13 protein-coding genes and 1 pseudogene are annotated in these 24,786 nt (G+C 52.9%); 8 read left to right on the top strand and 6 right to left on the bottom strand.

Annotation, left to right across the window (positions count from 1 at the left end):
* Positions 1-167 precede the first annotated feature (167 nt).
* The gene (locus SIB64_RS11595) at positions 168-332 is read left to right on the top strand and encodes a hypothetical protein (RefSeq protein ID WP_413440345.1); all 165 of its coding nucleotides are present in this window, start codon (positions 168-170) and stop codon (positions 330-332) included.
* Here SIB64_RS11595 and SIB64_RS11590 read toward each other — a convergent pair.
* Complete coding sequence (locus SIB64_RS11590; RefSeq protein ID WP_413443008.1) at positions 309-6,836, bottom strand: beta strand repeat-containing protein; 6,528 nt, start codon at positions 6,834-6,836, stop codon at positions 309-311. The two genes, SIB64_RS11595 and SIB64_RS11590, sit on opposite strands and share 24 nt — an antisense overlap.
* Before the next feature lie 888 nt (positions 6,837-7,724).
* A pseudogene (locus SIB64_RS11585) lies at positions 7,725-8,066 on the bottom strand (DUF4347 domain-containing protein); the annotation flags it as partial.
* A 360-nt stretch (positions 8,067-8,426) separates the two neighbouring features.
* On the opposite strand from SIB64_RS11585, the gene SIB64_RS11580 reads away from it, so the two are divergent.
* Positions 8,427-8,627, top strand: coding sequence for a hypothetical protein (locus SIB64_RS11580; protein ID WP_413440352.1), 201 nt, complete (start codon positions 8,427-8,429; stop codon positions 8,625-8,627).
* A 127-nt stretch (positions 8,628-8,754) separates the two neighbouring features.
* Here SIB64_RS11580 and SIB64_RS11575 read toward each other — a convergent pair whose 3' ends face one another.
* Positions 8,755-9,078 carry a hypothetical protein gene (locus SIB64_RS11575; protein ID WP_413440351.1) on the bottom strand — a complete coding sequence of 108 codons (324 nt, stop codon included), beginning with the start codon at positions 9,076-9,078 and terminating at the stop codon, positions 8,755-8,757.
* Here SIB64_RS11575 and SIB64_RS11570 point away from each other — a divergent pair.
* The 4 genes from SIB64_RS11570 (at position 9,077) to SIB64_RS11555 (ending at position 12,901) form a co-directional block, all read left to right on the top strand.
* A complete protein-coding gene (locus tag SIB64_RS11570) occupies positions 9,077-9,793 on the top strand; it encodes a class I SAM-dependent methyltransferase (protein WP_413440350.1) in 717 nt (238 codons plus the stop codon). The two genes, SIB64_RS11575 and SIB64_RS11570, sit on opposite strands and share 2 nt — an antisense overlap.
* Position 9,794: 1 nt before the next feature.
* A complete protein-coding gene (locus SIB64_RS11565) occupies positions 9,795-10,940 on the top strand; it encodes an NAD(P)/FAD-dependent oxidoreductase (RefSeq protein ID WP_413443007.1) in 1,146 nt (381 codons plus the stop codon).
* A gap of 3 nt (positions 10,941-10,943) precedes the next feature.
* Positions 10,944-12,035: a type III polyketide synthase gene (locus tag SIB64_RS11560; RefSeq protein ID WP_413440349.1), complete on the top strand. Its 1,092-nt coding sequence runs from the start codon at positions 10,944-10,946 to the stop codon at positions 12,033-12,035.
* A 476-nt stretch (positions 12,036-12,511) separates the two neighbouring features.
* Entirely contained in the window at positions 12,512-12,901 is a 390-nt protein-coding gene (locus SIB64_RS11555; RefSeq protein ID WP_413440348.1) for a hypothetical protein, read from the top strand.
* A 17-nt stretch (positions 12,902-12,918) separates the two neighbouring features.
* On the opposite strand, the gene SIB64_RS11550 is transcribed toward SIB64_RS11555, so the two are convergent.
* Positions 12,919-13,773, bottom strand: a complete 855-nt coding sequence (locus tag SIB64_RS11550; protein ID WP_413440347.1) for a formylglycine-generating enzyme family protein — start codon at positions 13,771-13,773, stop codon at positions 12,919-12,921.
* Between the two features lie 11 nt (positions 13,774-13,784).
* Positions 13,785-16,196 carry an arylsulfatase gene (locus SIB64_RS11545; RefSeq protein WP_413440346.1) on the bottom strand — a complete coding sequence of 804 codons (2,412 nt, stop codon included), beginning with the start codon at positions 16,194-16,196 and terminating at the stop codon, positions 13,785-13,787.
* Positions 16,197-16,657: 461 nt separating this feature from the next.
* Here SIB64_RS11545 and SIB64_RS11540 point away from each other — a divergent pair, with 461 nt between their 5' ends.
* Positions 16,658-16,822 carry a hypothetical protein gene (locus tag SIB64_RS11540; protein ID WP_413440345.1) on the top strand — a complete coding sequence of 55 codons (165 nt, stop codon included), beginning with the start codon at positions 16,658-16,660 and terminating at the stop codon, positions 16,820-16,822.
* Here SIB64_RS11540 and SIB64_RS11535 read toward each other — a convergent pair.
* Positions 16,799-24,397, bottom strand: a complete 7,599-nt coding sequence (locus SIB64_RS11535) for an Ig-like domain-containing protein (protein WP_413440344.1) — start codon at positions 24,395-24,397, stop codon at positions 16,799-16,801. The two genes, SIB64_RS11540 and SIB64_RS11535, sit on opposite strands and share 24 nt — an antisense overlap.
* 173 nt (positions 24,398-24,570) lie before the next feature.
* Between SIB64_RS11535 and SIB64_RS11530 the strand changes: the two genes are divergently transcribed.
* Positions 24,571-24,777, top strand: coding sequence for a hypothetical protein (locus SIB64_RS11530; RefSeq protein ID WP_413440343.1), 207 nt, complete (start codon positions 24,571-24,573; stop codon positions 24,775-24,777).
* Positions 24,778-24,786: the final 9 nt, after the last annotated feature.

Raw genomic sequence — 24,786 nt, 5'->3', positions numbered from 1 at the left:
CCCTCAATCGCTGTTCAAGTCATTTGCACTTGGTTTCGCCCTGATGCATAACCCGGGTCCACGGAACCATTGAATTGAGTGATGCCAGTTAATCTGAGTGCAACTGAGGGCGTCCCTGCCAAGGACCAGAACTGGGTCTTGAAGGAGAGCAACTGAGCCCTGCATGAGTGGTTGAGGTTGATGGATCAGAGGGTGATCTATGTGTGATGGCTTTGTGGGTGGTGTTGTTGCTGTTGCGGGTGTTGGGGAAGTGGAGTGTGTTGCTGATGATTTTTGCTGGTGTTGCAGAGGAGAAGTGTGGTCGTTGTTTAGAGATTGATGTCTTGGAGTGATTGGATGGTTTGGTGCGTGTAACTCCAGGAGCTGGAGGAGTTGTTGAAGATTTGGTTTGAGAAGAGGTCTTGATAGGTGTCGGCGAGGGAGGAGTTGCCGGTGTTGTTGATATTGTTGTTGTCGCTGTTGTTGATGTTATTGATGTTATTGATGTTATTGATGTTATTGATGTTGTTGATGTTGTTGATGTTGTTGATGTTGTCGTTGTCGAGGCCAAAGGCATTGACCTGGATGTTGGTGGCGGGATCGGTGGAGTGATCAGCGAGGCGATCGAGGGCCGTATTGAGATCATTTTGCATCGTCTTCCACTGCCATTGGCCCTGATTGTTTTTGAAATAGTGCGGCTTGCTGTTGTTGTCGTAGAGGAGTCCTGAGGTGGTGATGTCTTCTTTACCGAGGCTTTCAGGAAGAGGAATGGCCTGGCCAATGATGGAATCAGAGGCGGCGTTGGTTCTGGTGTCCCACCAGCTGCGTCGTTCGGGGCGGCCATGGAGAACGAGGGAGATGGTGGTGGAGTGGTTGCGCTGATTGGGGTCGTTGGCTTTGTTGGTGAGGAGATAGTCGAGCCCTTCCAGTGCACCAAGCAATTCGGTGCCGGCGTAGAGGTTGGAGGGCTTGTCTGGATGGCCCTGATAGAGGTCGTAGCGATTGGGCTTGGGGAGTCCAAGCTCCTTCCATTGTGTGTTGTTTTTGAGTGAGTTTGTGAATTGTTCTCCTGCCATTTTGAGAGACAGGATGGCTTGCATGGTGCCGATGCCGCTGTTTGGGTTTGTGCGGGAGAGGGTGAAGGTGTTGTGCTTGACGTGATAGTTGTAGGTGATCAGGTGAAGGTGGAGATTGTCAGCATTGTTTGCATCATTGGGGTTGTCAATGATGTTGTAATGATCGAGCTCTTGAATGGCTTGCTTGGTGGTTTTGCTCGCCAGTGTTTGGAGTAATTGTGTCGCAGTGATGGTGGTTTTGTTGTTGCGGCGTTGAAATTGATATCCAGCTCGTTCGGCGTCTTTTGTGAATGCTTCAAGGGCGAGGAGTGATTGGAACTTGCGTCGATCTTCTCCCCCATTGTGGTGCATGGATGTGGAGGTATCCAGCAAGAGATAGATGTCGCTGTTGTTGTGTAGGGGCTTGTTTTGGTTGGTGTCTTGATTGTTGATCGAGAAGGAGGTGAGTGTGGAGGTGTCAAAAACTTTGAGGAGGTCATCAGGATTGGTATCACTGATGGCGCTGCTGGGCGTGAGGGAATCAGGGTTTGGGTTTGGTGATGGAGCAGGAGAAAGAGCAGGAGAAGGAGTGGTGGTATCGACGGAGAGGGTGACGGAGTTGTTGCGATCGGAACCGTCGATGTTGGCGTTGCCGGCTAAATCGGAGAATGCGGCGGAGCCAACAGAGATCACGGCATTGGTGGTGCTGCCTGGGTTGGGAGTGAAGGAGGCGGTGTAGGAGCTGGAGGAATGAGCGGTCCAGTTGGAGAGCGTCCCGCCGGAGATGGAGACGTCGGATTGGAGGAAATCTGTGGAAGGCTCAGAAAGTGTGAAGCTGAGGGTGGATGTCTCGCCGGTCGTTAAGGATTGATCCGGATCGTCATTGGTGATGGCGATGGTTGGCCTGAGGGAATCAATGGTGAAGGTGAGGGAATTATTGGGATCGGCATCATCGTTATTGGTGTTGCCGGCTGCATCGGAGAATGCGGCGGAGGCAACAGAGATCACGCCATCTGTGGTGCTGCCTGGGTTTGGAGTGAAGGAGGCGGAATAGGAGCTGGAGGAATGAGCGGTCCAGTGGGAGAGCGTCCCGCCGGAGACAGCAACGTCGGATTGGAGGAAATCTGTGGAGGGCTCAGAGAGGCGGAAGGTGAGGGTGCTGGTGTCGCAATCGTTGAGGAGGTCATCCGGATCGTCATCGCTGATGGCGATGCTGGGCCTGAGGGAATCAATGGTGAAGCGGACGGAGTTGTTGCTATCAGAGCCGTCGATGTTGGCGTTGCCGGCTAAATCAGAGAATGCGGCGGAGCCAACAGAGATCACGGCATGGGTGGTGCTGCCGGTGTTGGGAGTGAAGGAGGCGGTGTAGGAGCTGGAGGAATGAGCAGTCCAGTTGGAGAGGGTGCCGCCGGAGATGGAGACGTCGGATTGGAGGAAGTTTGTGGAGGGCTCAGAAAGTGTGAAGGTGAGGGTGGATGTCTCGCCGGCAGTGAAGGAATGATCAGGATCGTCATTGCTGATGGCGATCGTGGGTCTGACGGTATCAATGGTGAAGGTGAGGGAATTATTGGGATCGGCATCATCGTTATTGGTGTTGCCGGCTGAATTGGAGAAGACCCCAGAGCCAACAGAGAGCACCCCGTCTGTGGTGCTGTTTTTGGAGGGCGTGAAGGAGGCGGTGTAGGAGCTGGAGGAATCGGCGGTCCAGTTGGAGAGAGAACCGCCTGAGACAGCAACGTCGGATTGGAGGAAGTCTGTGGAGGGCTCAGAGAGGCGGAAGCTGAGAGTGGATGTCTCGCCGGCAGCTAAGGAATCATCCGGATCGTCATCGCTGATGGCGATGCTGGGCCTGGGGGAATCAGGGGTTGGGTTGGCTGATGGAGAAGGAGAAGGAGAGGGAGCGGTGGTATCGACGGAGAGGGTGACGGAGTTGTTGCGATCGGAACCGTCGATGTTGGCGTTGCCGGCTAAATCGGAGAATGCGGCGGAGCCAACAGAGATCACGGCATTGGTGGTGCTGCCTGGGTTGGGAGTGAAGGAAGCGGTGTAGGAGCTGGAGGAATGAGCACTCCAGTTGGAGAGCGTCCCGCCGGAGATGGAGACGTCGGATTGGAGGAAGTCTGTGGAGGGCTCAGAAAGTGTGAAGGTGAGGGTGGATGTCTCGCCGGTCGTTAAGGAATGATCCGGATCGTCATTGGTGATGGCGATGGTTGGCCTGACGGTATCAACGGTGAAGGTGAGGGAATTATTGGGATCGGCATCATCGTTATTGGTGTTGCCGGCTGCATCGGAGAAGGCGGCGGAGCCAACAGAGATCACCCCATCGGTGGTGCTGTTTTTGGAGGGAGTGAAGGAAGCGGAATAGGAGCTGGCGGAATGAGCACTCCAGTGGGAGAGCGTCCCGCCGGAGATGGAAATGTCGGATTGGAGGAAGTCTGTGGAGGGCTCAGAAAGTGTGAAGGTGAGGGTGGATGTATGGCCGGCAGCTAAGGAATGATCCGGATCGTCATCGCTGATGGCGATCGTGGGCCTGAGGGAATCAACCGTGAAGGTGACGGTGTTGTTGTTATCAGAGCCGTCGTTGTTGGCGTTGCCGGCCAAATCAGAGAAGGTGTCTGAGCCAACAGAGATCACCCCATCTGTGGTGCTGCCTGGGTTGGGAGTGAAGAAGGCGGAATAGGAGGTTGAGGAATGAGCAGTCCAGTTGGAGAGGGTGCCGCCGGAGATGGAGACGTCGGATTGGAGGAAGTTTGTGGAGGGCTCAGAAAGTGTGAAGGTGAGGGTGGATGTATGGCCGGCAGCTAAGGAATCGTCAGGATCGTCATCGCTGATAGCGATGGTGGGGCTGACGGTATCAATGGTGAAGCGGACGGAATTATTGGGATCGGCATCATCGTTATTGGTGTTGCCGGCTGCATCGGAGAAGGAGCCACTACCAACAGAGACAACAGCGTCTGTGCTGCTGTTGTCTGGTTGGAAGATTGCAGAATAACGATCTCCTGCACCGGAGAATTCTGCGAGAGTGCCTCCAGTGACATCGATATCTGAAAGGGTGAAGTCAGTTGAAGATTCTGAGAGGATAAATGTAATTTTTGCTGTTTCGCCAGCCTTTAAGTAATCTTGGTCTGAACGGATGGCAATCGTTGGCCGATCTGTGTTGATATGGAAGCTGATTCGATTGTCGGCATCGGAACCATCCTCGTTGAAGTTTCCAAATGAGTCAGAGAACTTGGAACTCGCGACTGAGACAACCCCATTGGTTATGCTGTTGCTATCGGGTGTAAAGACAGCGGTGTAACTTTTGCCTGAGCCAGTGAAATTTGAGATTGATCCTCCAGCGACAGTTAAGTCGTTGACGTTGAAATCGGACGTTGATTTTGATAGTTCGAATTCAATGATTGCTTGATCGCCTGCGCTCAGGGATAATTTATTTGCTTTTAATGCGATTTCAGGTAGGACTGTATCTGTGCGTATGATGACGCTTTTGGTTCCATTGTTGTTGAAATTTCCTGCTTTATCTGAGAATGAGAAGTTTGCTACAGAGACTTCTGAATTGCTTGTTCGATTTGCTTGCGGTGTAAAGGTCGCTTTGTAGTTTTTGTTCGAGACTGGATTCCAGTTCGATAAAGTCCCTCCAATGGCCGAAATATCGGACAATGTGAAGTCTTTAGAGGATTCGGTTAATGAAATATGGATTGTGTTTGTTTGTCCTGTTCTGATCCAACCTGGGCTCGCGCCAATCGATGCGATGGCGGGAGCGGTTGTGTCTTTGGTGGTGTTATCGGCGGCCTGGGCTGCAGAGTTGCCGGCTCGATCGTCGACATCGGCAGTGATGGTGAGTGTGCCGTCGTTGAGTGAGGAGAGATCGAGATTGGAGAGTGAATAGCTGTTGCTGTTGGTGGTGGCGGTGGTGTTGATGGGTGTGCCGCCACCAGAGGAGGAGATGGCGATGGAAACGGTTTGTCCGTCTTCTGCGCCAGAGGTGGTGCCAGCGATGGAAACGGAGCCAGCTTCTGCTGCGTTGAGGAAACCATCACCGCCATCGTTGATGGCAACAGAGATGGTGGGAGCGGTTGTGTCTTTGGTGGTGTTATCGGAGGCCTGGGCTGCAGAGTTGCCGGCTCGATCGTCGACATCGGCAGTGATGGTGAGTGTGCCGTCGTCGAGGGAGGAGAGATCGAGATTGGAGAGTGAATAGCTGTTGCTGTTGGTGGTGGCGGTGGTGTTGATGGGTGTGCCGCCACCGGAGGAGGAGATGGCGATGGAAACGGTTTGTCCGTCTTCTGCGCCAGAGGTGGTGCCAGTGATGGAGGCGGAGCCAGCTTCTGCCGCGTTGAGGAAATCATCACCGCCATCGTTGATGGCAACAGAGATGGTGGGAGCAGCGGTATCAACCGAGAAGCGGACGGAGTTGTTGCGATCGGAACCGTCGTTGTTGGTGTTGCCGGCCGCATCGGAGAAGGCGCCACTGGCGACCGAGATCAGGCCATCTGCGGTGCTGTTGTTGGAGGGTGTGAAGGAGGCGGAATAGGAGGTGGAGGAATGAGCGGTCCAGTTGGAGAGGGTGCCTCCGGAGATGGAGACGTCGGATTGGAGGAAATCTGTGGAGGGCTCAGAGAGTGTGAAGTTGAGGGTGGATGAATCGCCGGCAGCAAGGAAATGATCCGGATCGTCATCGGAGATGGCGATGGTGGGCCTGATGGCATCAGGGGGCGGGGAAGGAGAAGGAGAAGGCGTAGTGGTATCAACGGAGAAGGTGACGGTGTTGTTGCTATCGGAACCGTCGGTGTTGGCGTTACCCGCTGTATCGGTGAAGGTGCCACTGGCGACCGAGATCACGCCATTGGCGGTGCTGTTGTTGGTGGGCGTGAAGGTGGCGGAATAGGAGGTTCCGGAGCCAGAGAAATTGGTGAGGCTGCCGCCGGAAACGGTGACATCGGATTGAATGAAATTGGAGGAGGCTTCTGAAAGGGTGAAGGTGATGGTTGCGGTATCACCAACCCCTAGGGAGTCATCACCATCGTCTTCTGTGATGGCGATGGTGGGCGGAGTGCCAGCAACGCTGGAGTTATTGGTGGCTGCAGTGCTGCTCAGCGTTGCGGCGTCATTGCCGGCTGAATCCTGGATGGCATTGGCGTCGTTGGAACCGGAGGGATCGGTGTAGGCAACGGTGACTGCCTGATCGTTTGTGACGGTGTTGGTGAGGGTAAGCGCAACGGTGGAGCCGGAGATGGCAACAGCGGTGACGGCATTGGTTACACCATCGGTTGTGACCGCAAAAGCAGAAGCGGCTGCTGTTGTTGAGGAGAGCGTTTCGTTGTAGGTGAGAACAACTTTGGTACCGTCGGTGGATGCGGCAGCCGTGGAGTAGATCGGCCGTAAGGAATAAACACGTGCGAAGCCTGCTTCGTCATTGGTTAGATCCGCATGGGATGCACCGACGGCTAAGAAGTTGCCATCGCTGGTGAGTTGGCAACTGCTACCAAAGTTATCCCCAGATCCAGCTGAATCAGCGGTGATTCTTGAATCAACAATGCTCCAATTGCCGCTAGAATCAATATCAAATACAAAAACTTTGCCCTTGAAAGAATACTCTCTTGTTGTCGGCGCACTTGCTGCAAGCCTTGTCCCGTCAAAGTTGAGACTTAGGGAAAAGCCCAGGGCATGGATGGCGTCGCTCCCTAGTCCATTGTGTTGCCAAAGTTCCCTTGAATTTATCTCGACAGTGGTTGGCCATGATGTCCCATTGAAATCCTTGATATATAGACTCCTTTTATTAATGTCATAAGCAGCTGCATGCACAATCCTGGACCCATCTCCTGATATGGCGACTGAGTTTGCATTGGTTTTCCCTACGGTTATATCACTTCCTACTTGGTTCCATGACCCGCCAGAAAATTCATAGACAATTACCTCAGAATTTGTGCAATTTTGATAGTCTCCACTGGAGCATCTTGCCGCTATGACTAAGTGCTGGCCATCATCTGATAGCTCAATGGAATATCCAAAATCTCCAATAGAGCCTCCGCCTACATGAAATCTTCCTTCGATTGTGTCGCCCAGTGGAGACCATGAACCCCCGGAATATTGGTATGCATAAACATTGCCAGGAGTGCGATATTGCCAACCTGAATAATGTCTATCAGCGGGGGCCGCTATGGCTAGAACGGATCCATCTGCTGACCAGCTCAGTGATCTCCCGAAGCCCGTGTTGGCATACCCGCTACCATTTAGGGTGCCAATTAAATTCCAGGATCCGTCGATATATTCGTAGGTTCTAACTATGTTAGAGATCTCGACAGCAAGCCGATTTCCATTTCCTGAAAGTGCGATGGATTTATTGTATCCTTGGCCATCTATTGGGCTTCCGAGTTGCTGCCAACTTCCATTTGCGTTTTCGTAAACAGTGATTTCGCTCTCGCCGCTTTCGCCAACGGCGATGCGTCTGCCGTCGTTTGAAATACTTACGGCAGAGCCAAATCTACCACGAGTATTTGTTCCCTCGATATCGCTATTGACTCTTGACCATCCTAGTGAGCCGTTCCATTCGTTGAGCGTTTTTGGAGCAATGATTTCACTGAGTAGGCGCTGATTGTCATGCCGATTGTCAACAGCTAATTGATCGCGGTTGATAACAGCTGTGCTGGAAAAGATGTCAGCACCTGTGAGTTCTTGTAGCTGTGATACGAAGTGCTGATTCTTGCCGATCTCGCAGGTCCACAAAACAATGGTGTTCAGTTCCCAGGTTTTGAGGGCTTCGGCGTGGAGTTTCAGCGTGTTTTCAGTAATCCACTGATCCGCAAGCTGAATTCCGCTTTTGCTGCCATGGGCAATGAGGTGCAGCTCACGGATTGGTTGTCCGAGCTGATGTTGCTGGTCTAACTTCCGGCTGATCTGAAGAAGCGCTGGCGCACCTGCCTTCAGTGTGAGCCGGGTTTGCTTGGCTTTGGCTTGAGGCAGCGGAAGATCAGTTCCACTGTTTCCCTGGGCGATGAGGGTGTGGCTCAATTCGCTGGAACGAAGCTTGTACACAGGCGGATCAGCCGCCACTGAGCCGTACTGCCTTGCTACAGCAGCAGGGTGAGTGTTGACGACGTCTGCATGTGCTTGGCTGAACGGCGTCAGCGCCAAACATCTTTCTGGCACGCGCTGATCTCCCAAATCGAGCCAGCGAACAGGCTCCACTGGAAAGGCCCCGACGCCAGCGTATAACTCCCTGTTCCAAGGGAGCAGCTCCTGTACGAGTGGCGCGGGAACAACCAAGAACAGGCTTTGTTTGCTTAATTCTGGAGCTGAAACTCTGATTAAGCCACTGGTGTTTAGCCGATTCGTGCACGATTTGCTGAGAACTTCGCTCGGTTTCGTTGAGAGGCGTCAAGAGGGGGCTGAGGCTTGGTTTCGGCTTTAGAGAAGTGGACGATGCCACTGGCTGCTGGCCTGCCTGAAAGCGGCCGCTGCATGACACCACCCTGGTCAGAATCGTGGATACGAAACCTGAACTGCGTGGCTGCAAACGGCATCCAATCTGAGGATCAACGCTGGCCTTGGTGGCAGCTGCTGCCACTTAACTCCAAGTTGCCGGAACCGGTCTAAGAGGCTTGTCTCTGAGATATCCCTGGAATGTTGTGCAACTGGGCCTGAATTTGTGCAATTGGGATGAGCCCTGCGTCCATTGGTGTTTGGATTGCTCAACACCCTGGTTTCACTCAACACCCTGGTTTCAAGTGAGGAGATCTGGTTGTGCAGCGAGAAGTTGATCGAGGTTGATGTTGAGGATGGCGATGTGATCGCCGTGCTTGGGATTGAAATCGGTGATGGTGTCGTTGCCTGTTGAGAGAACAAAGCGATCAGCACCATCTCCCCCGATGAGGGTGTCGTCGCCGTCTCCTCCATGGAGGTTGTCGTCGCCGCGTCTGCCTTTGAGTGTGTCGTGTCCAGAGCCACCTTGGAGCGTGTCGTGATGGCTGCCGCCTTTGAGGGTGTCATCACCAGCAGCACCCCTGCCATTCTTTCTAGATTGATTGCTACGACATTGACGTTGCATGTCTTTGGGCTGGACCTCGATGCAACGTGATCGTCAACCCGAGGTCATGGATCAGCCTGGTCTCGATCCTGCAGATCATGACCGAGCTCTTCAAGGTCTTCGACGGATTAATGGAATCAGTCGCTGCGTGCCAGGGCTTTTTCGTCATTTTGAAACCCTTGCCTCTGAGACCCCGTCGACCCAGTTGAGTGTGCTTGAACTGGCTTGCGGCGGTGGCGACACGGCCATTGCGCTTGCTGCGCTCGCCCGAAGACGCCACTTGAATCTGTCATTCCAAGCCTGTGACCTGAATCCTGAAGCTGTGCGTATCGCACAGCGCAACGCGGCCAAATCAGAGAGCAGTGTTCGCGTGTTTGTTGAAGATGCCCTCGAACCGTCTAGATCCCAACAATTTGATGTGGTGTATTGCACGCTTTTTGTTCACCATCTCGATCCTCCTGATGTGATGCGGCTCCTGAGAGGGATGGCAGCACGAGCCCGTCGGCTTGTGATTGTTGATGATCTGATCCGCAGCCGTCTTGGGTATTCCTTGGCTTGGATCGGTACACGGCTGTTGAGCCGATCCTGGGTGGTTCATCACGATGGACCATTGTCTGTACAGGCGGCCTTTACTCCCAAGGAGATCCTGGATCTCGCAGCTCAGGCTGGTTTGCGTGATTGTGCCTTGGAGCGCACTTGGCCTGAGCGCTATCGACTCTGCTGGAAACCCCACTGAGATGCAGAACAGTTGGGATGTAGTCGTGATTGGGGCAGGAGTTGCTGGGGGGCTGGCCGCCTTTGATTGTGCACGTCGTGGCCTGCGGGTTTTGCTCGTTGAGAAACGATCGTTCCCCCGCTGGAAGGTCTGTGGTTGTTGCTTTAACGCCAATGCCATGGCAGCACTGACTGCAGCGGGGCTGCCGAACCTTCTTCGTCATCAAGGTGCCGTGCCTCTTGATCAACTTCGGCTTGGTTGGAGTGGCAAGACGCTCAACCTGGGGTTGCCAGGCGGTTGGGCACTTTCGCGGGAGACCTTTGATCAGGCATTGGTCAACGCTGCTGAGGCTGCTGGCGCAACTTTGCGCTTCCAGACCGGCGCTGTGCTCGAAGAGATGTCCAAAGGTGGGCGAATGGTGCGATTACGACCACCTGGTGGTGCTCCAGTGGAGCGGATCAAGGCCGGTGTTGTGCTTGTCGCTGCCGGTCTGCAGCATCAGGTGCTTTCCCCGTCCCACGCGGCCAGCTCATCGAGCAAGCCGGGATCGAGGCTTGGGGCAGGCTGCCTCATTCATGAGGATGGCGGCCTTTATGAGTCCGGGGTGATTCACATGGCGATTGGCAGGAGTGGATACGTCGGCTTGGTTCGACGCGAGGATGGTGCTCTCAACATGGCAGCTGCTTTCGACCGCGCCTTGCTGAAGACCTCTGGGGGTGTGGCTCGAGCGGCAGAAGTGGTTCTTACTCAAGCTGGCTTCGCCTTGCCTCGGTTATTGGAGTCGTCTCGTTGGCAGTTAACTCCCGCGCTGACCCGTCGTGCCGGTCTGTTCGCAGGTCATCGCTTTTTGTTGTTGGGTGATGCCACCGGATACGTAGAGCCTTTCACCGGTGAGGGCATGGCCTGGGCACTTGCGGCTGGGGCGGCGGTTGCTCCTTTTGTAGAGGAAGCTCAGGGGGAATGGTCAACGGATCTCGAGCGGCGTTGGCAACGGAGACTGGTGGATCTGACGATCAGTCGTCAGCGTCTTTGCAGTGTGTTGTCGACGTTGTTACGCCAACCGCTCGCGACAAAGGCAGCGTTCAGCATCGGGTGCCAATGGCCGGCCATCCCGCAGCGCGTGATCAGCAGCCTCAATCAGGTGTCCCCACTGATGGCGAGCTCCTGATCCATGCCTCTCACACTTCACGGCATTGGTACGGCAGTGCCAACTCAGCGACTGAGCCAGGCAGAAGCGGTGCAAGTGGCGCATCGGATCAATGCCGACAGCCCAGAGCAGGCAAGGCTTTTGTCGCGGATCTATCAAAAAACCAAGGTGCTCAGCCGTGGAAGTGTGCTCCTCGAGAATGATGGAGTCGATGGCTCGATCAAGGAGCGTCTCAGTTTCTACGGCTCAGAAAGCCCTGGAACCGCTGAACGGATGCGGGCTTTCGAGGAATATGCCGGGGGTCTGGCTCTTGAGGCCGCTGCAAAGGCGCTCAGCGATGGCGCTATCTCATCAGCAGCGATCACCCACCTCGTGACGGTTAGTTGCACTGGTTTTCAGTCACCTGGTGTTGACCTTTTTCTGATTGAAAAGCTCGAGCTAGCACCGAGTGTTCAGCGGACACACATCGGATTCATGGGATGCCACGGTGCATTGAATGGGTTGCGTGTTGCCCACGCCTTCGCGGAGATGGATCCCAAGGCGGTGGTTCTGCTTTGCGCTGTTGAGCTTTGCAGTCTCCACATGGCTTATGGCTGGCACCCAGAGAAGGTTGTTGCCAATGCTTTGTTTGCTGATGGTGCGGCTGCCGTTGTCGCTTCCGCCAATCCTTCCCCCGCCCATCAGTCCCTGGTGTTGCGACGTAGTGGCTCGATGGTGATTCGTGACAGCGCAGATCTCATGCACTGGGAGATTGGTGATCATGGTTTTGCAATGGGTTTGTCGCCTCTTGTTCCTGAAACAATTGGGGCTGCCTTGTTGCCCTGGTTGCGAAATTGGCTCAAAGATCAGGCCATTGATCTTGAGGCGGTGAATAGTTGGGCCATCCATCCAGGTGGACCCAGGATTCTTTCGACCTGTTCAGAGGTTCTGTCGTTGGACCCGAACCTACTGCTCGAATCCCGAGGCGTTCTCCAGGATCATGGCAACATGTCCTCGGCAACAATCCTGTTCATTCTTGAGCGGTTGCGTCGGCGGTCGACTGCTGGACCTTGCCTCGCGCTGGCCTTTGGCCCTGGTCTGAGCGCTGAAGTGGCGGTTTTTGATCTACAACGTTGATATTGATCCTTTTGACTGCTGCATCTGATTAATGATTCTGGGGGCGAAGTTATTCACTGATTGTCCCGAAAAGCAGCAGCTACTACCAGGATCATTCAGCATGTTCTGGAGAAGTGGCATTCGATCTGTGCGTTCAGACTGCATATGTTTTCATGCGAGCAAATGACCGCCTTGGCCGCCGAATCAGGTGTTCTTCAGGTTGTACCAAGCGTCTCTCTGCAGTCAGAAGCAGAGCTGGGTGCCTCATCGGTTCACTGAAATAGGTTGATCAGCACTGGCCTTGGTGGCTTGGAGGCTTGGTGGCTGCAGCTGCTAATAAGCTATTTATTTATTGGTTTGTGCACTTGGGTATGAGTTTGTGCAAATGAGAGAGGGCTCTTGTCTCTCCTATGACCTTGGCAATTCCATTCAGCAGTTGCCTTGCTAAAAATTTTGGCATGGCCTCGTGGGTTCGCATTGTTTTTTTTATTGACCCAATGATGAAACAACTCATTCGCCGCAGCACGCAGCTTTCTTGTTTTGTTGAGCTCAGCACAGGCACAGCGCTTGTGCTTTTCCCTGCTTTTGTGATCCAACTTCTGCTCGGAAAATCTTTACCTGATGGTGGTCATCAACTTGCCCAGTTGTATGGCGCAGCACTGATTGGGCTTGGCATCGCTTGCTGGTCATCTGTTCAGGTTCCTGTTGCAGGATCATCCAGGCTGCGGCTAGGGCTGATGCTCTACAACTTCGGAGCAGCATTTTTGCTAGCTGGCTTCAGTGTGAACGGCACTGCTCAAGGATTGATGGTTTGGCCCGCCGTCCTCATCCACTTTGCACTTGGTGGTTTGATGCTGATCAATCAACAAAGCAAGCGACTGTTCTGATGGATCAGTCACTACCTTCAATCGAGATCAAATGCACAACGGAATCCCATATGGCAAGTAGCCGTATCAAGAGTCTGCCCCATCAAAGCTGAAGGTCGGAAGCGATGGCAGTAGTTCTCTGCACAAAGAAAAGAACCACCTTTGATGATACGCCTTTCCTGCTCGTCGCCTGATACCGGAAAGTCAGTTGACGTCCATTCCCAGACGTTGCCACAGACGTCAACCAATCCGTAGCCGTTGGGTGGAAACTCGCCTACTGGTGACGTCCAATACCAACCATCGATCTGTTGATTTGTCCAGGGGAAAGGACCTTGCCATATGTTGGCTAGCCAACGCCCTCCAGGGGTCATCTCCTCTCCCCAGGCGTAGTCCTGTTGAACAAGTCCACCCCGAGCTGCCGCTTCCCACTCATCGGCACTTGGCAAACGTTTGCCTGCCCAACGCACGTAAGCAAGAACGTCTTCATAGGCGACATGCACCACTGGATGATTCATCAACCCATCAAGACTGGTTTGCGGTCCCTGAGGATGACGCCAATCTGCACCAGCAATTAACGCCCACCAAGCCAATGGCTGGCTGCGATCCACGGTTGGACTTGGTGGAATAAATACAACCGACTCTGGAATCTGCTCCTCTGGAGGCAGATCTGGATAAAGAGCAGGATCTGGCGGACGCTCCGAAACAGTGACGTAATCGGTTTCCTGAACGAAGCGTGCAAATTCTGCGTTGGTCACTGGAGCCCGATCAATCCTGAAGGAGGAAAGACTGACCTGCCGGATCGGTGATTCTTCTTGGTAGAAGCGATCTGAACCAAGCTGATAATCGCCCGCCGGGATGGTGACCATGTCATCCAGGTCAGTCGATTGTTTCATTTTCAATCCTTCTATTGATCAGACTCTTTGGGATAGATCTGAATTGTCACCTTGTCAATCTGTCCGCCGTAGGCGCTGTTGCGACGAGGGCCGATCGTTTTGACTGTGACCGCAGACCCTCGGTCGAGGCCAACGTCTGAGCCCTCATCGATTGAGAAACGTGAGGCAATTGTTTTCTCCAGCCTTCCCTTAGCGACAACCTCACCATTAAGTGTCATCTGAACATCAGCCCCCTTACCCGTACCACCGCCGTCGTAGTCGAGCTCAAAGCGAACGACTGACTTGCCAAGAGGGAGTGACTTATCGCTCTTGAAAGTAAAAATTTCCCCCATGTAGTTGTACGAATATGCAGGAGAACTATTCTCAACATATAAAGACCAACCGCCAAATCGTCCACCTTGAGAAAAAATAACACCGTCTTCGTCTCTGCCTTTTACATCAAGATAGGCGGTTATACTATTCGATGTATTTTTGACATTTAGAATCGAATCTTCCACCATATTCCAAGCCCCTGGGTAAAGATCCATCGATGTTCTATCTCCTAAGAGTGTTGGTCGACCAGCAACAGAAGGCACGAGACGCTGGAGAAGACGATCATCTAATGGCAACACCTGATTTTCAATAGCCTGCTCCATGAATATTTTCTTCATTTCCTTAAGACGTTCCGGGTATTGATCTGCAAGGTCGTTGGCCAGGCTGAAGTCTTGAGTGGTGTCATACAGCTGCCAACCGTCATCCTTTTCAACGCTGTTAATTTTATTTGGCGCCTCCCAGGGATACATAATTGTTGTTCGTGCCATCCAGCCGTTGTGATAGATGCCTCGATTACCGATGATCTCGAAGTACTGGGTGTTGTGCCTTTCTTTTGCATTGGGGTCATTGAATGTATAAATCAGGCTTGTACCTTGCATTGGAATCTGCTGAATGCCATGCATGGTGTTTGGCATCGGTAGATTGGCTGCTTCAAGAATCGTTGGAGCGACATCATTCACATGCGAGAACTGGGTGCGCACGCCTCCACCTTGTTTGATGCGCTCAGGCCAATGAATCACTGTGCCGTTACGCGTACCACCGAAATCACCAGCCACCTGCTTAGAAAGAGCAAACGGTGAGTTAAATGCGATCGCCCAGCCAAGGTGATACATGGGATAAGTGGTTGGGCCACCCCACTCATCGAGTTTTTTCTCCTGTTCATCAGGAGTCTCTTCAACACCATTGAGAAAATGATTCCAATTCCAATGTCCGCTGAAATCTCCCTCAGGACTTGCTCCATTGTCACCGGTGATATAAATAATCAAAGTATTATCAAGTTCACCTAAATCATCAATTGCCTGGATTAGACGACCAGCTTCATAATCTGAATGTTCTACATATGCAGCGAACACCTCAGCCTGGCGGGCATAGATTCTCTTCTGCTGATCGGTGAGACTATCCCATGAAGGTACACTGTCTGGTGTCTTTGCTAGTTGAGTCGCTTCAGGAACAATGCCAGCTTTGATCTGATTCTGAAGATTCTGTTGTCGCAGGACATCCCAACCTTGATCAAATTTGCCTTTGTATTTGGCAATCCATTCCTTACTTACATGATGTGGTGAGTGAGCACCTGCTGATGAGTAATAGATAAAAAAGGGCTTGTCCGGCTTAATCGATTTCTGCTGCCTCATCCAACCGATCGCCTGATCCGTCATATCTTCGGTGAAGTGGTAGCCCTCCTTTTGAGGCGCATCAACCACGGTGACTCCATCATGGATAGTGGGATCCCACATGTTGTCTTCTGCGCCCACGAAGCCGTAGAACTTCTCAAATCCTTGGCGCGTTGGCCAACGAGTCTGTGGACCGGCAGCAGTCGTTTCCCTCCCAGGGGTTTCATGCCACTTGCCGAAAGCACCGGTGTTGTAACCATTCAGCCGGAGAATCTCTGCTACTGGTTGGGCATAGTCAGGCACCACAGTTGAATTACCCGCATAGCCGGTAGCGATTTCAGGGATCGAGCCCATGTTGACCTTGTGGTGATTGCGGCCAGATTTCAGAGCTGCTCGCGTTGGTGCGCAGAGGGCTGTGGTGTGGAACTTGTTGTAACGAAGGCCATTGCTTGCCAATTTCTCCGCCGTTGGCATGTTCACCGCTCCACCAAAAGCTGAGGGAGCTGCAAAACCAACATCATCGAGAAGAATAATCACCACGTTGGGAGCCCCTTGTGGAGCCTTTACTTCCCATTGCTCTGGCATCGGTACATCGGCCGGCAGCGTCTTGGTGACTTTCTCTGGCTTAGGCTCCGCGATAGGAAGTTTGGAACGGTCAAAGACGACACTGCTGCTCGAGTTCGGTGAAGCCTGAGTGATCGATGCTGTTGAAAGGATCAGGATTCCACCTCCCAAAGCAACCTGTTGGGATAAGTGGGTGAAACGGGATCGAACAGACATGGCTCAGGCGAATGAAGAATGCTTAGATCAGTTGCGTTTGGTCTTTGGAACGACTACCAAAGCCCTGCTTGTAAAAATCCATTTCTTGCAGTGTTGTTCTGCCTGGGTGGATCGGTAAGACTCCACTCAGATCGATACCAAAACCCTCCCTGCTCTACTAAAGCCAATAGATGTTGAAATCGCATTCGCTTTTCTAGCCGGCTCAGAGACATTTGTCTGAGGATCCCTGTAAATTTTGTTCGATTAGGACCATCCCTCAGTCCCAAAACCCAATACTGGATCCAATTGGCTTCTTCAATCAGAAGGACCTGAGGCTTCTCAGCTTGTCCAATGCTGGCCCTGGTGGCCAAGCTGCCACTGTGTTTCCTGACTCTGAAACTGGTCTAAAAGGCTTGTCTCTGAGATATCCCTGGTTTTTTGTGCAACTGGGTCTTGAAGGAGAGCAACTGAGCCCTGCATGAGTGGTTGAGGTTGATGGATCAGAGGGTGATCTATGTGTGATGGCTTTGTGGGTGGTGTTGTTGCTGTTGCGGGTGTTGGGGAAGTGGAGTGTGTTGCTGATGATTTTTGCTGGTGTTGCAGAGGAGAAGTGTGGTCGTTGTTTAGAGATTGATGTCTTGGAGTGATTGGATGGTTTGGTGCGTGTAACTCCAGGAGCTGGAGGAGTTGTTGAAGATTTGGTTTGAGAAGAGGTCTTGATAGGTGTCGGCGAGGGAGGAGTTGCCGGTGTTGTTGATATTGTTGTTGTCGCTGTTGTTGATGTTATTGATGTTATTGATGTTATTGATGTTGTTGATGTTGTTGATGTTGTCGTTGTCGAGGCCAAAGGCATTGACCTGGATGTTGGTGGCGGGATCGGTGGAGTGATCAGCGAGGCGATCGAGGGCCGTATTGAGATCATTTTGCATCGTCTTCCACTGCCATTGGCCCTGATTGTTTTTGAAATAGTGCGGCTTGCTGTTGTTGTCGTAGAGGAGTCCTGAGGTGGTGATGTCTTCTTTACCGAGGCTTTCAGGAAGAGGAATGGCCTGGCCAATGATGGAATCAGAGGCGGCGTTGGTTCTGGTGTCCCACCAGCTGCGTCGTTCGGGGCGGCCATGGAGAACGAGGGAGATGGTGGTGGAGTGGTTGCGCTGATTGGGGTCGTTGGCTTTGTTGGTGAGGAGATAGTCGAGCCCTTCCAGTGCACCAAGCAATTCGGTGCCGGCGTAGAGGTTGGAGGGCTTGTCTGGATGGCCCTGATAGAGGTCGTAGCGATTGGGCTTGGGGAGTCCAAGCTCCTTCCATTGTGTGTTGTTTTTGAGTGAGTTTGTGAATTGTTCTCCTGCCATTTTGAGAGACAGGATGGCTTGCATGGTGCCGATGCCGCTGTTTGGGTTTGTGCGGGAGAGGGTGAAGGTGTTGTGCTTGACGTGATAGTTGTAGGTGATCAGGTGAAGGTGGAGATTGTCAGCATTGTTTGCATCATTGGGGTTGTCAATGATGTTGTAATGATCGAGCTCTTGAATGGCTTGCTTGGTGGTTTTGCTCGCCAGTGTTTGGAGTAATTGTGTCGCAGTGATGGTGGTTTTGTTGTTGCGGCGTTGAAATTGATATCCAGCTCGTTCGGCGTCTTTTGTGAATGCTTCAAGGGCGAGGAGTGATTGGAACTTGCGTCGATCTTCTCCCCCATTGTGGTGCATGGATGTGGAGGTATCCAGCAAGAGATAGATGTCGCTGTTGTTGTGTAGGGGCTTGTTTTGGTTGGTGTCTTGATTGTTGATCGAGAAGGAGGTGAGTGTGGAGGTGTCAAAAACTTTGAGGAGGTCATCAGGATTGGTATCACTGATGGCGCTGCTGGGCGTGAGGGAATCAGGGTTTGGGTTTGGTGATGGAGCAGGAGAAAGAGCAGGAGAAGGAGTGGTGGTATCGACGGAGAGGGTGACGGAGTTGTTGCGATCGGAACCGTCGATGTTGGCGTTGCCGGCTAAATCGGAGAATGCGGCGGAGCCAACAGAGATCACGGCATTGGTGGTGCTGCCTGGGTTGGGAGTGAAGGAGGCGGTGTAGGAGCTGGAGGAATGAGCGGTCCAGTTGGAGAGCGTCCCGCCGGAGATGGAGACGTCGGATTGGAGGAAATCTGTGGAAGGCTCAGAAAGTGTGAAGCTGAGGGTGGATGTCTCGCCGGTCGTTAAGGATTGATCCGGATCGTCATTGGTGATGGCGATGGTTGGCCTGAGGGAATCAATGGTGAAGGTGAGGGAATTATTGGGATCGGCATCATCGTTATTGGTGTTGCCGGCTGCATCGGAGAATGCGGCGGAGGCAACAGAGATCACGCCATCTGTGGTGCTGCCTGGGTTTGGAGTGAAGGAGGCGGAATAGGAGCTGGAGGAATGAGCGGTCCAGTGGGAGAGCGTCCCGCCGGAGACAGCAACGTCGGATTGGAGGAAATCTGTGGAGGGCTCAGAGAGGCGGAAGGTGAGGGTGCTGGTGTCGCAATCGTTGAGGAGGTCATCCGGATCGTCATCGCTGATGGCGATGCTGGGCCTGAGGGAATCAATGGTGAAGCGGACGGAGTTGTTGCTATCAGAGCCGTCGATGTTGGCGTTGCCGGCTAAATCAGAGAATGCGGCGGAGCCAACAGAGATCACGGCATGGGTGGTGCTGCCGGTGTTGGGAGTGAAGGAGGCGGTGTAGGAGCTGGAGGAATGAGCAGTCCAGTTGGAGAGGGTGCCGCCGGAGATGGAGACGTCGGATTGGAGGAAGTTTGTGGAGGGCTCAGAAAGTGTGAAGGTGAGGGTGGATGTCTCGCCGGCAGTGAAGGAATGATCAGGATCGTCATTGCTGATGGCGATCGTGGGTCTGACGGTATCAATGGTGAAGGTGAGGGAATTATTGGGATCGGCATCATCGTTATTGGTGTTGCCGGCTGAATTGGAGAAGACCCCAGAGCCAACAGAGAGCACCCCGTCTGTGGTGCTGTTTTTGGAGGGCGTGAAGGAGGCGGTGTAGGAGCTGGAGGAATCGGCGGTCCAGTTGGAGAGAGAACCGCCTGAGACAGCAACGTCGGATTGGAGGAAGTCTGTGGAGGGCTCAGAGAGGCGGAAGCTGAGAGTGGATGTCTCGCCGGCAGCTAAGGAATCATCCGGATCGTCATCGCTGATGGCGATGCTGGGCCTGGGGGAATCAGGGGTTGGGTTGGCTGATGGAGAAGGAGAAGGAGAGGGAGCGGTGGTATCGACGGAGAGGGTGACGGAGTTGTTGCGATCGGAACCGTCGATGTTGGCGTTGCCGGCTAAATCGGAGAATGCGGCGGAGCCAACAGAGATCACGGCATTGGTGGTGCTGCCTGGGTTGGGAGTGAAGGAAGCGGTGTAGGAGCTGGAGGAATGAGCACTCCAGTTGGAGAGCGTCCCGCCGGAGATGGAGACGTCGGATTGGAGGAAGTCTGTGGAGGGCTCAGAAAGTGTGAAGGTGAGGGTGGATGTCTCGCCGGTCGTTAAGGAATGATCCGGATCGTCATTGGTGATGGCGATGGTTGGCCTGACGGTATCAACGGTGAAGGTGAGGGAATTATTGGGATCGGCATCATCGTTATTGGTGTTGCCGGCTGCATCGGAGAAGGCGGCGGAGCCAACAGAGATCACCCCATCGGTGGTGCTGTTTTTGGAGGGAGTGAAGGAAGCGGAATAGGAGCTGGCGGAATGAGCACTCCAGTGGGAGAGCGTCCCGCCGGAGATGGAAATGTCGGATTGGAGGAAGTCTGTGGAGGGCTCAGAAAGTGTGAAGGTGAGGGTGGATGTATGGCCGGCAGCTAAGGAATGATCCGGATCGTCATCGCTGATGGCGATCGTGGGCCTGAGGGAATCAACCGTGAAGGTGACGGTGTTGTTGTTATCAGAGCCGTCGTTGTTGGCGTTGCCGGCCAAATCAGAGAAGGTGTCTGAGCCAACAGAGATCACCCCATCTGTGGTGCTGCCTGGGTTGGGAGTGAAGAAGGCGGAATAGGAGGTTGAGGAATGAGCAGTCCAGTTGGAGAGGGTGCCGCCGGAGATGGAGACGTCGGATTGGAGGAAGTTTGTGGAGGGCTCAGAAAGTGTGAAGGTGAGGGTGGATGTATGGCCGGCAGCTAAGGAATCGTCAGGATCGTCATCGCTGATAGCGATGGTGGGGCTGACGGTATCAATGGTGAAGCGGACGGAATTATTGGGATCGGCATCATCGTTATTGGTGTTGCCGGCTGCATCGGAGAAGGAGCCACTACCAACAGAGACAACAGCGTCTGTGCTGCTGTTGTCTGGTTGGAAGATTGCAGAATAACGATCTCCTGCACCGGAGAATTCTGCGAGAGTGCCTCCAGTGACATCGATATCTGAAAGGGTGAAGTCAGTTGAAGATTCTGAGAGGATAAATGTAATTTTTGCTGTTTCGCCAGCCTTTAAGTAATCTTGGTCTGAACGGATGGCAATCGTTGGCCGATCTGTGTTGATATGGAAGCTGATTCGATTGTCGGCATCGGAACCATCCTCGTTGAAGTTTCCAAATGAGTCAGAGAACTTGGAACTCGCGACTGAGACAACCCCATTGGTTATGCTGTTGCTATCGGGTGTAAAGACAGCGGTGTAACTTTTGCCTGAGCCAGTGAAATTTGAGATTGATCCTCCAGCGACAGTTAAGTCGTTGACGTTGAAATCGGACGTTGATTTTGATAGTTCGAATTCAATGATTGCTTGATCGCCTGCGCTCAGGGATAATTTATTTGCTTTTAATGCGATTTCAGGTAGGACTGTATCTGTGCGTATGATGACGCTTTTGGTTCCATTGTTGTTGAAATTTCCTGCTTTATCTGAGAATGAGAAGTTTGCTACAGAGACTTCTGAATTGCTTGTTCGATTTGCTTGCGGTGTAAAGGTCGCTTTGTAGTTTTTGTTCGAGACTGGATTCCAGTTCGATAAAGTCCCTCCAATGGCCGAAATATCGGACAATGTGAAGTCTTTAGAGGATTCGGTTAATGAAATATGGATTGTGTTTGTTTGTCCTGTTCTGATCCAACCTGGGCTCGCGCCAATCGATGCGATGGCGGGAGCGGTTGTGTCTTTGGTGGTGTTATCGGCGGCCTGGGCTGCAGAGTTGCCGGCTCGATCGTCGACATCGGCAGTGATGGTGAGTGTGCCGTCGTTGAGTGAGGAGAGATCGAGATTGGAGAGTGAATAGCTGTTGCTGTTGGTGGTGGCGGTGGTGTTGATGGGTGTGCCGCCACCAGAGGAGGAGATGGCGATGGAAACGGTTTGTCCGTCTTCTGCGCCAGAGGTGGTGCCAGCGATGGAAACGGAGCCAGCTTCTGCTGCGTTGAGGAAACCATCACCGCCATCGTTGATGGCAACAGAGATGGTGGGAGCGGTTGTGTCTTTGGTGGTGTTATCGGAGGCCTGGGCTGCAGAGTTGCCGGCTCGATCGTCGACATCGGCAGTGATGGTGAGTGTGCCGTCGTCGAGGGAGGAGAGATCGAGATTGGAGAGTGAATAGCTGTTGCTGTTGGTGGTGGCGGTGGTGTTGATGGGTGTGCCGCCACCGGAGGAGGAGATGGCGATGGAAACGGTTTGTCCGTCTTCTGCGCCAGAGGTGGTGCCAGTGATGGAGGCGGAGCCAGCTTCTGCCGCGTTGAGGAAATCATCACCGCCATCGTTGATGGCAACAGAGATGGTGGGAGCAGCGGTATCAACCGAGAAGCGGACGGAGTTGTTGCGATCGGAACCGTCGTTGTTGGTGTTGCCGGCCGCATCGGAGAAGGCGCCACTGGCGACCGAGATCAGGCCATCTGCGGTGCTGTTGTTGGAGGGTGTGAAGGAGGCGGAATAGGAGGTGGAGGAATGAGCGGTCCAGTTGGAGAGGGTGCCTCCGGAGATGGAGACGTCGGATTGGAGGAAATCTGTGGAGGGCTCAGAGAGTGTGAAGTTGAGGGTGGATGAATCGCCGGCAGCAAGGAAATGATCCGGATCGTCATCGGAGATGGCGATGGTGGGCCTGATGGCATCAGGGGGCGGGGAAGGAGAAGGAGAAGGCGTAGTGGTATCAACGGAGAAGGTGACGGTGTTGTTGCTATCGGAACCGTCGGTGTTGGCGTTACCCGCTGTATCGGTGAAGGTGCCACTGGCGACCGAGATCACGCCATTGGCGGTGCTGTTGTTGGTGGGCGTGAAGGTGGCGGAATAGGAGGTTCCGGAGCCAGAGAAATTGGTGAGGCTGCCGCCGGAGACAGTGACGTCGGATTGAATGAAATTGGAGGAGGCTTCTGAAAGGGTGAAGGTGATGGTTGCGGTATCACCAACCCCTAGGGAGTCATCACCATCGTCTTCTGTGATGGCGATGCTGGGCCGGATGGTATCGACGGTGAGGGTGAGAGATTGCCATGTAGTCACACTGTCGGCGTCGATTGCACGCTCGCTGGCTGTATTCCCTGTTGTGCTGACAGACCCCATGACGTGAACTTCATAAATTCCGTCGGAGTTGATATCAGTGTTATTTCCAGCAGTTGGAACAGAACTTTCGTTGATAAATTCGAGTTCTCCTGTTGTATTGTCGATACTAAAAAGTGATGCGTCAGCGCCTCCTGCTAGAGACCAAAAGGTTGATTGCGAGTCGCTAGGGTTACCAGTATTTGAGTAGGTGTGCACACTCAGAGTGTTAGGGGCTAGGGTGAATGAAACGCTGCTATCACCAGCCGTACCGCTCGGACCGTTGATGAGAATTTTTTGCCCTAATAGTGGATTTAGATCATTGTGACCTCCTGTGCCATTGATTCCTGCAACCATGTCAGTTGGGTGCTTGCCTTGGACTGTATTTTGTGCGTTGTAGTCGAACTCAAGGACCAAGAAATTGGTGTTATCAGTGCTGAAAAAATCTGTAGATTTGGCACTGTAAAGGACAATCAAACTAAAGTCTTCATTCCAGTTTGTGCTTTCTCCTGTTGTGAATGAGCCGGAATAGTTGCCGGCCTGATAGCTGTTTTTTTGGCTCGAGTAGTCGGAATGAGACCAGCTTCCTTGAATGAAATAGTTTTGTCCGATCGTTAGGTCTGTTAGAGAGTCTCCGCTGCTGAGTAAGTTAAATGAATTGTTGGGAAGGTAGAGATAGTATTGGGAATGGTTGAAGTCGTAGATGACATCAGTGCCATTTCCAAATGTGATTGTTTCGTTGTTCAGCAGGGTTGCACTGCTTCCAAGATTTCCTGCGTCTGTCCAGATTGTGGAGTCACCATCATGTTGGTAAACAGTTTCAAACTTCCCGTTGCTTGCTCCTCCACCATTGATGATGTCGGCGCCTGGGCCGCCCTCAAATCTGTCTTGATCGGCCCCTCCATCAAGGAGGTCATTACCGTTGCCACCAGTGAGTAAATCACTGCCACCGTTGCCTTGTAACCAATCATTGCCATCATTTGTCGATGCTTCTTGGCCAACTTGATTGCCATCGCCACGCAGGATATCTCTTGCGACGCCACTAATAAGCGTGTCGTTTCCTTCGCCGCCAAATAAGTAATTGGTGAAGGTATCCCTTAAGGCTTCAGTCTTTCCGTAAATTCTGTCAGCACCGCCGCCTCCATAAATGTAATCAGCCCCTCCTCCTCCCCCTATAGTGTCATTGCCACCAAATCCATAGATTGTGTTGCTAGGACCGGTGCCATTGATGGTGTCATTGCCTGATGTTCCATTGATTACTTGAAACTCTGCGCTCAGGGTCTGTCCATTAACACTGATCCAGCCATGGTCATTTCCATTGATGAAATGTGTTTGGTGGTTGGAAAATGTGTTCTTTGGGTTAGAATTAAGTAGTTGTTTGGAGAAGATTTCTCCTTCATCTCCTGGCGTATCTTTCTCCTTGATTTGGCTGTCTAAGTGATGCCCAAATTCCTCTGTCAGGAGTATTAAGACATCAATCTTCTTTGCTGATTTGATCCATTCCTTGTTGATATAGATCGTTCTTGTAGCCTTCGCATACGCTCCAGCGGCGCCCGGCATGGCGCTGCCCGGCAGCATCTCAATGGGTGGAATATCGCGTCTGTCCCCTTTGGCCAGTCGTTCGACGATGCGTTTCAGACGCTCTGTCGCTTGGCCTGGCTTCAGCTTTAGTGCATCAAGGGCTGCTGCGAGAAGGCGACCATCTACTGCCCATGTCTGCAGCTGGTGCAACCAACTCTGATATGGCAGATCGTCAAGCAACACCCTTTCAGGAAACTCTCAGTCCCTTCAATGAATTATGGGCTTTTCTCACAATATTTGAGGGGCCGAAACGTACGCAGTTGCAGATTTAAGCATTTTATGGGGCTTTGGTGTCGCTTCGCTTGAGTGTCTCGCAAGGCAGCCCATGAACGTGCTGTTAAAAGCGATTGGGTTAAGTGGCAACGGCTGCTGAAGCACATCTCCTTTGCGATGTCGCCAACGACCATGAAGCCTCGGTTGCGGCGCTGCTTGGGGTTGAGCAGCAACTGCCGAGCACGATCCAGGCGGATGGAGTGTCACAGGGCGACAATCCGCAGTCCGCAGACCCCCTTGAGCTGTCGTGCTGGTTTGGCTCATTCGTTCCGCCATGTGCAGACCGGTGAACACCGATG

Source organism: Synechococcus sp. MIT S1220 (assembly GCF_047303025.1).
Classification (GTDB): domain Bacteria; phylum Cyanobacteriota; class Cyanobacteriia; order PCC-6307; family Cyanobiaceae; genus Parasynechococcus.
Note: the sequence above shows the minus strand (reverse complement) of the source record. Positions and strands in the feature narration are given on the sequence as shown.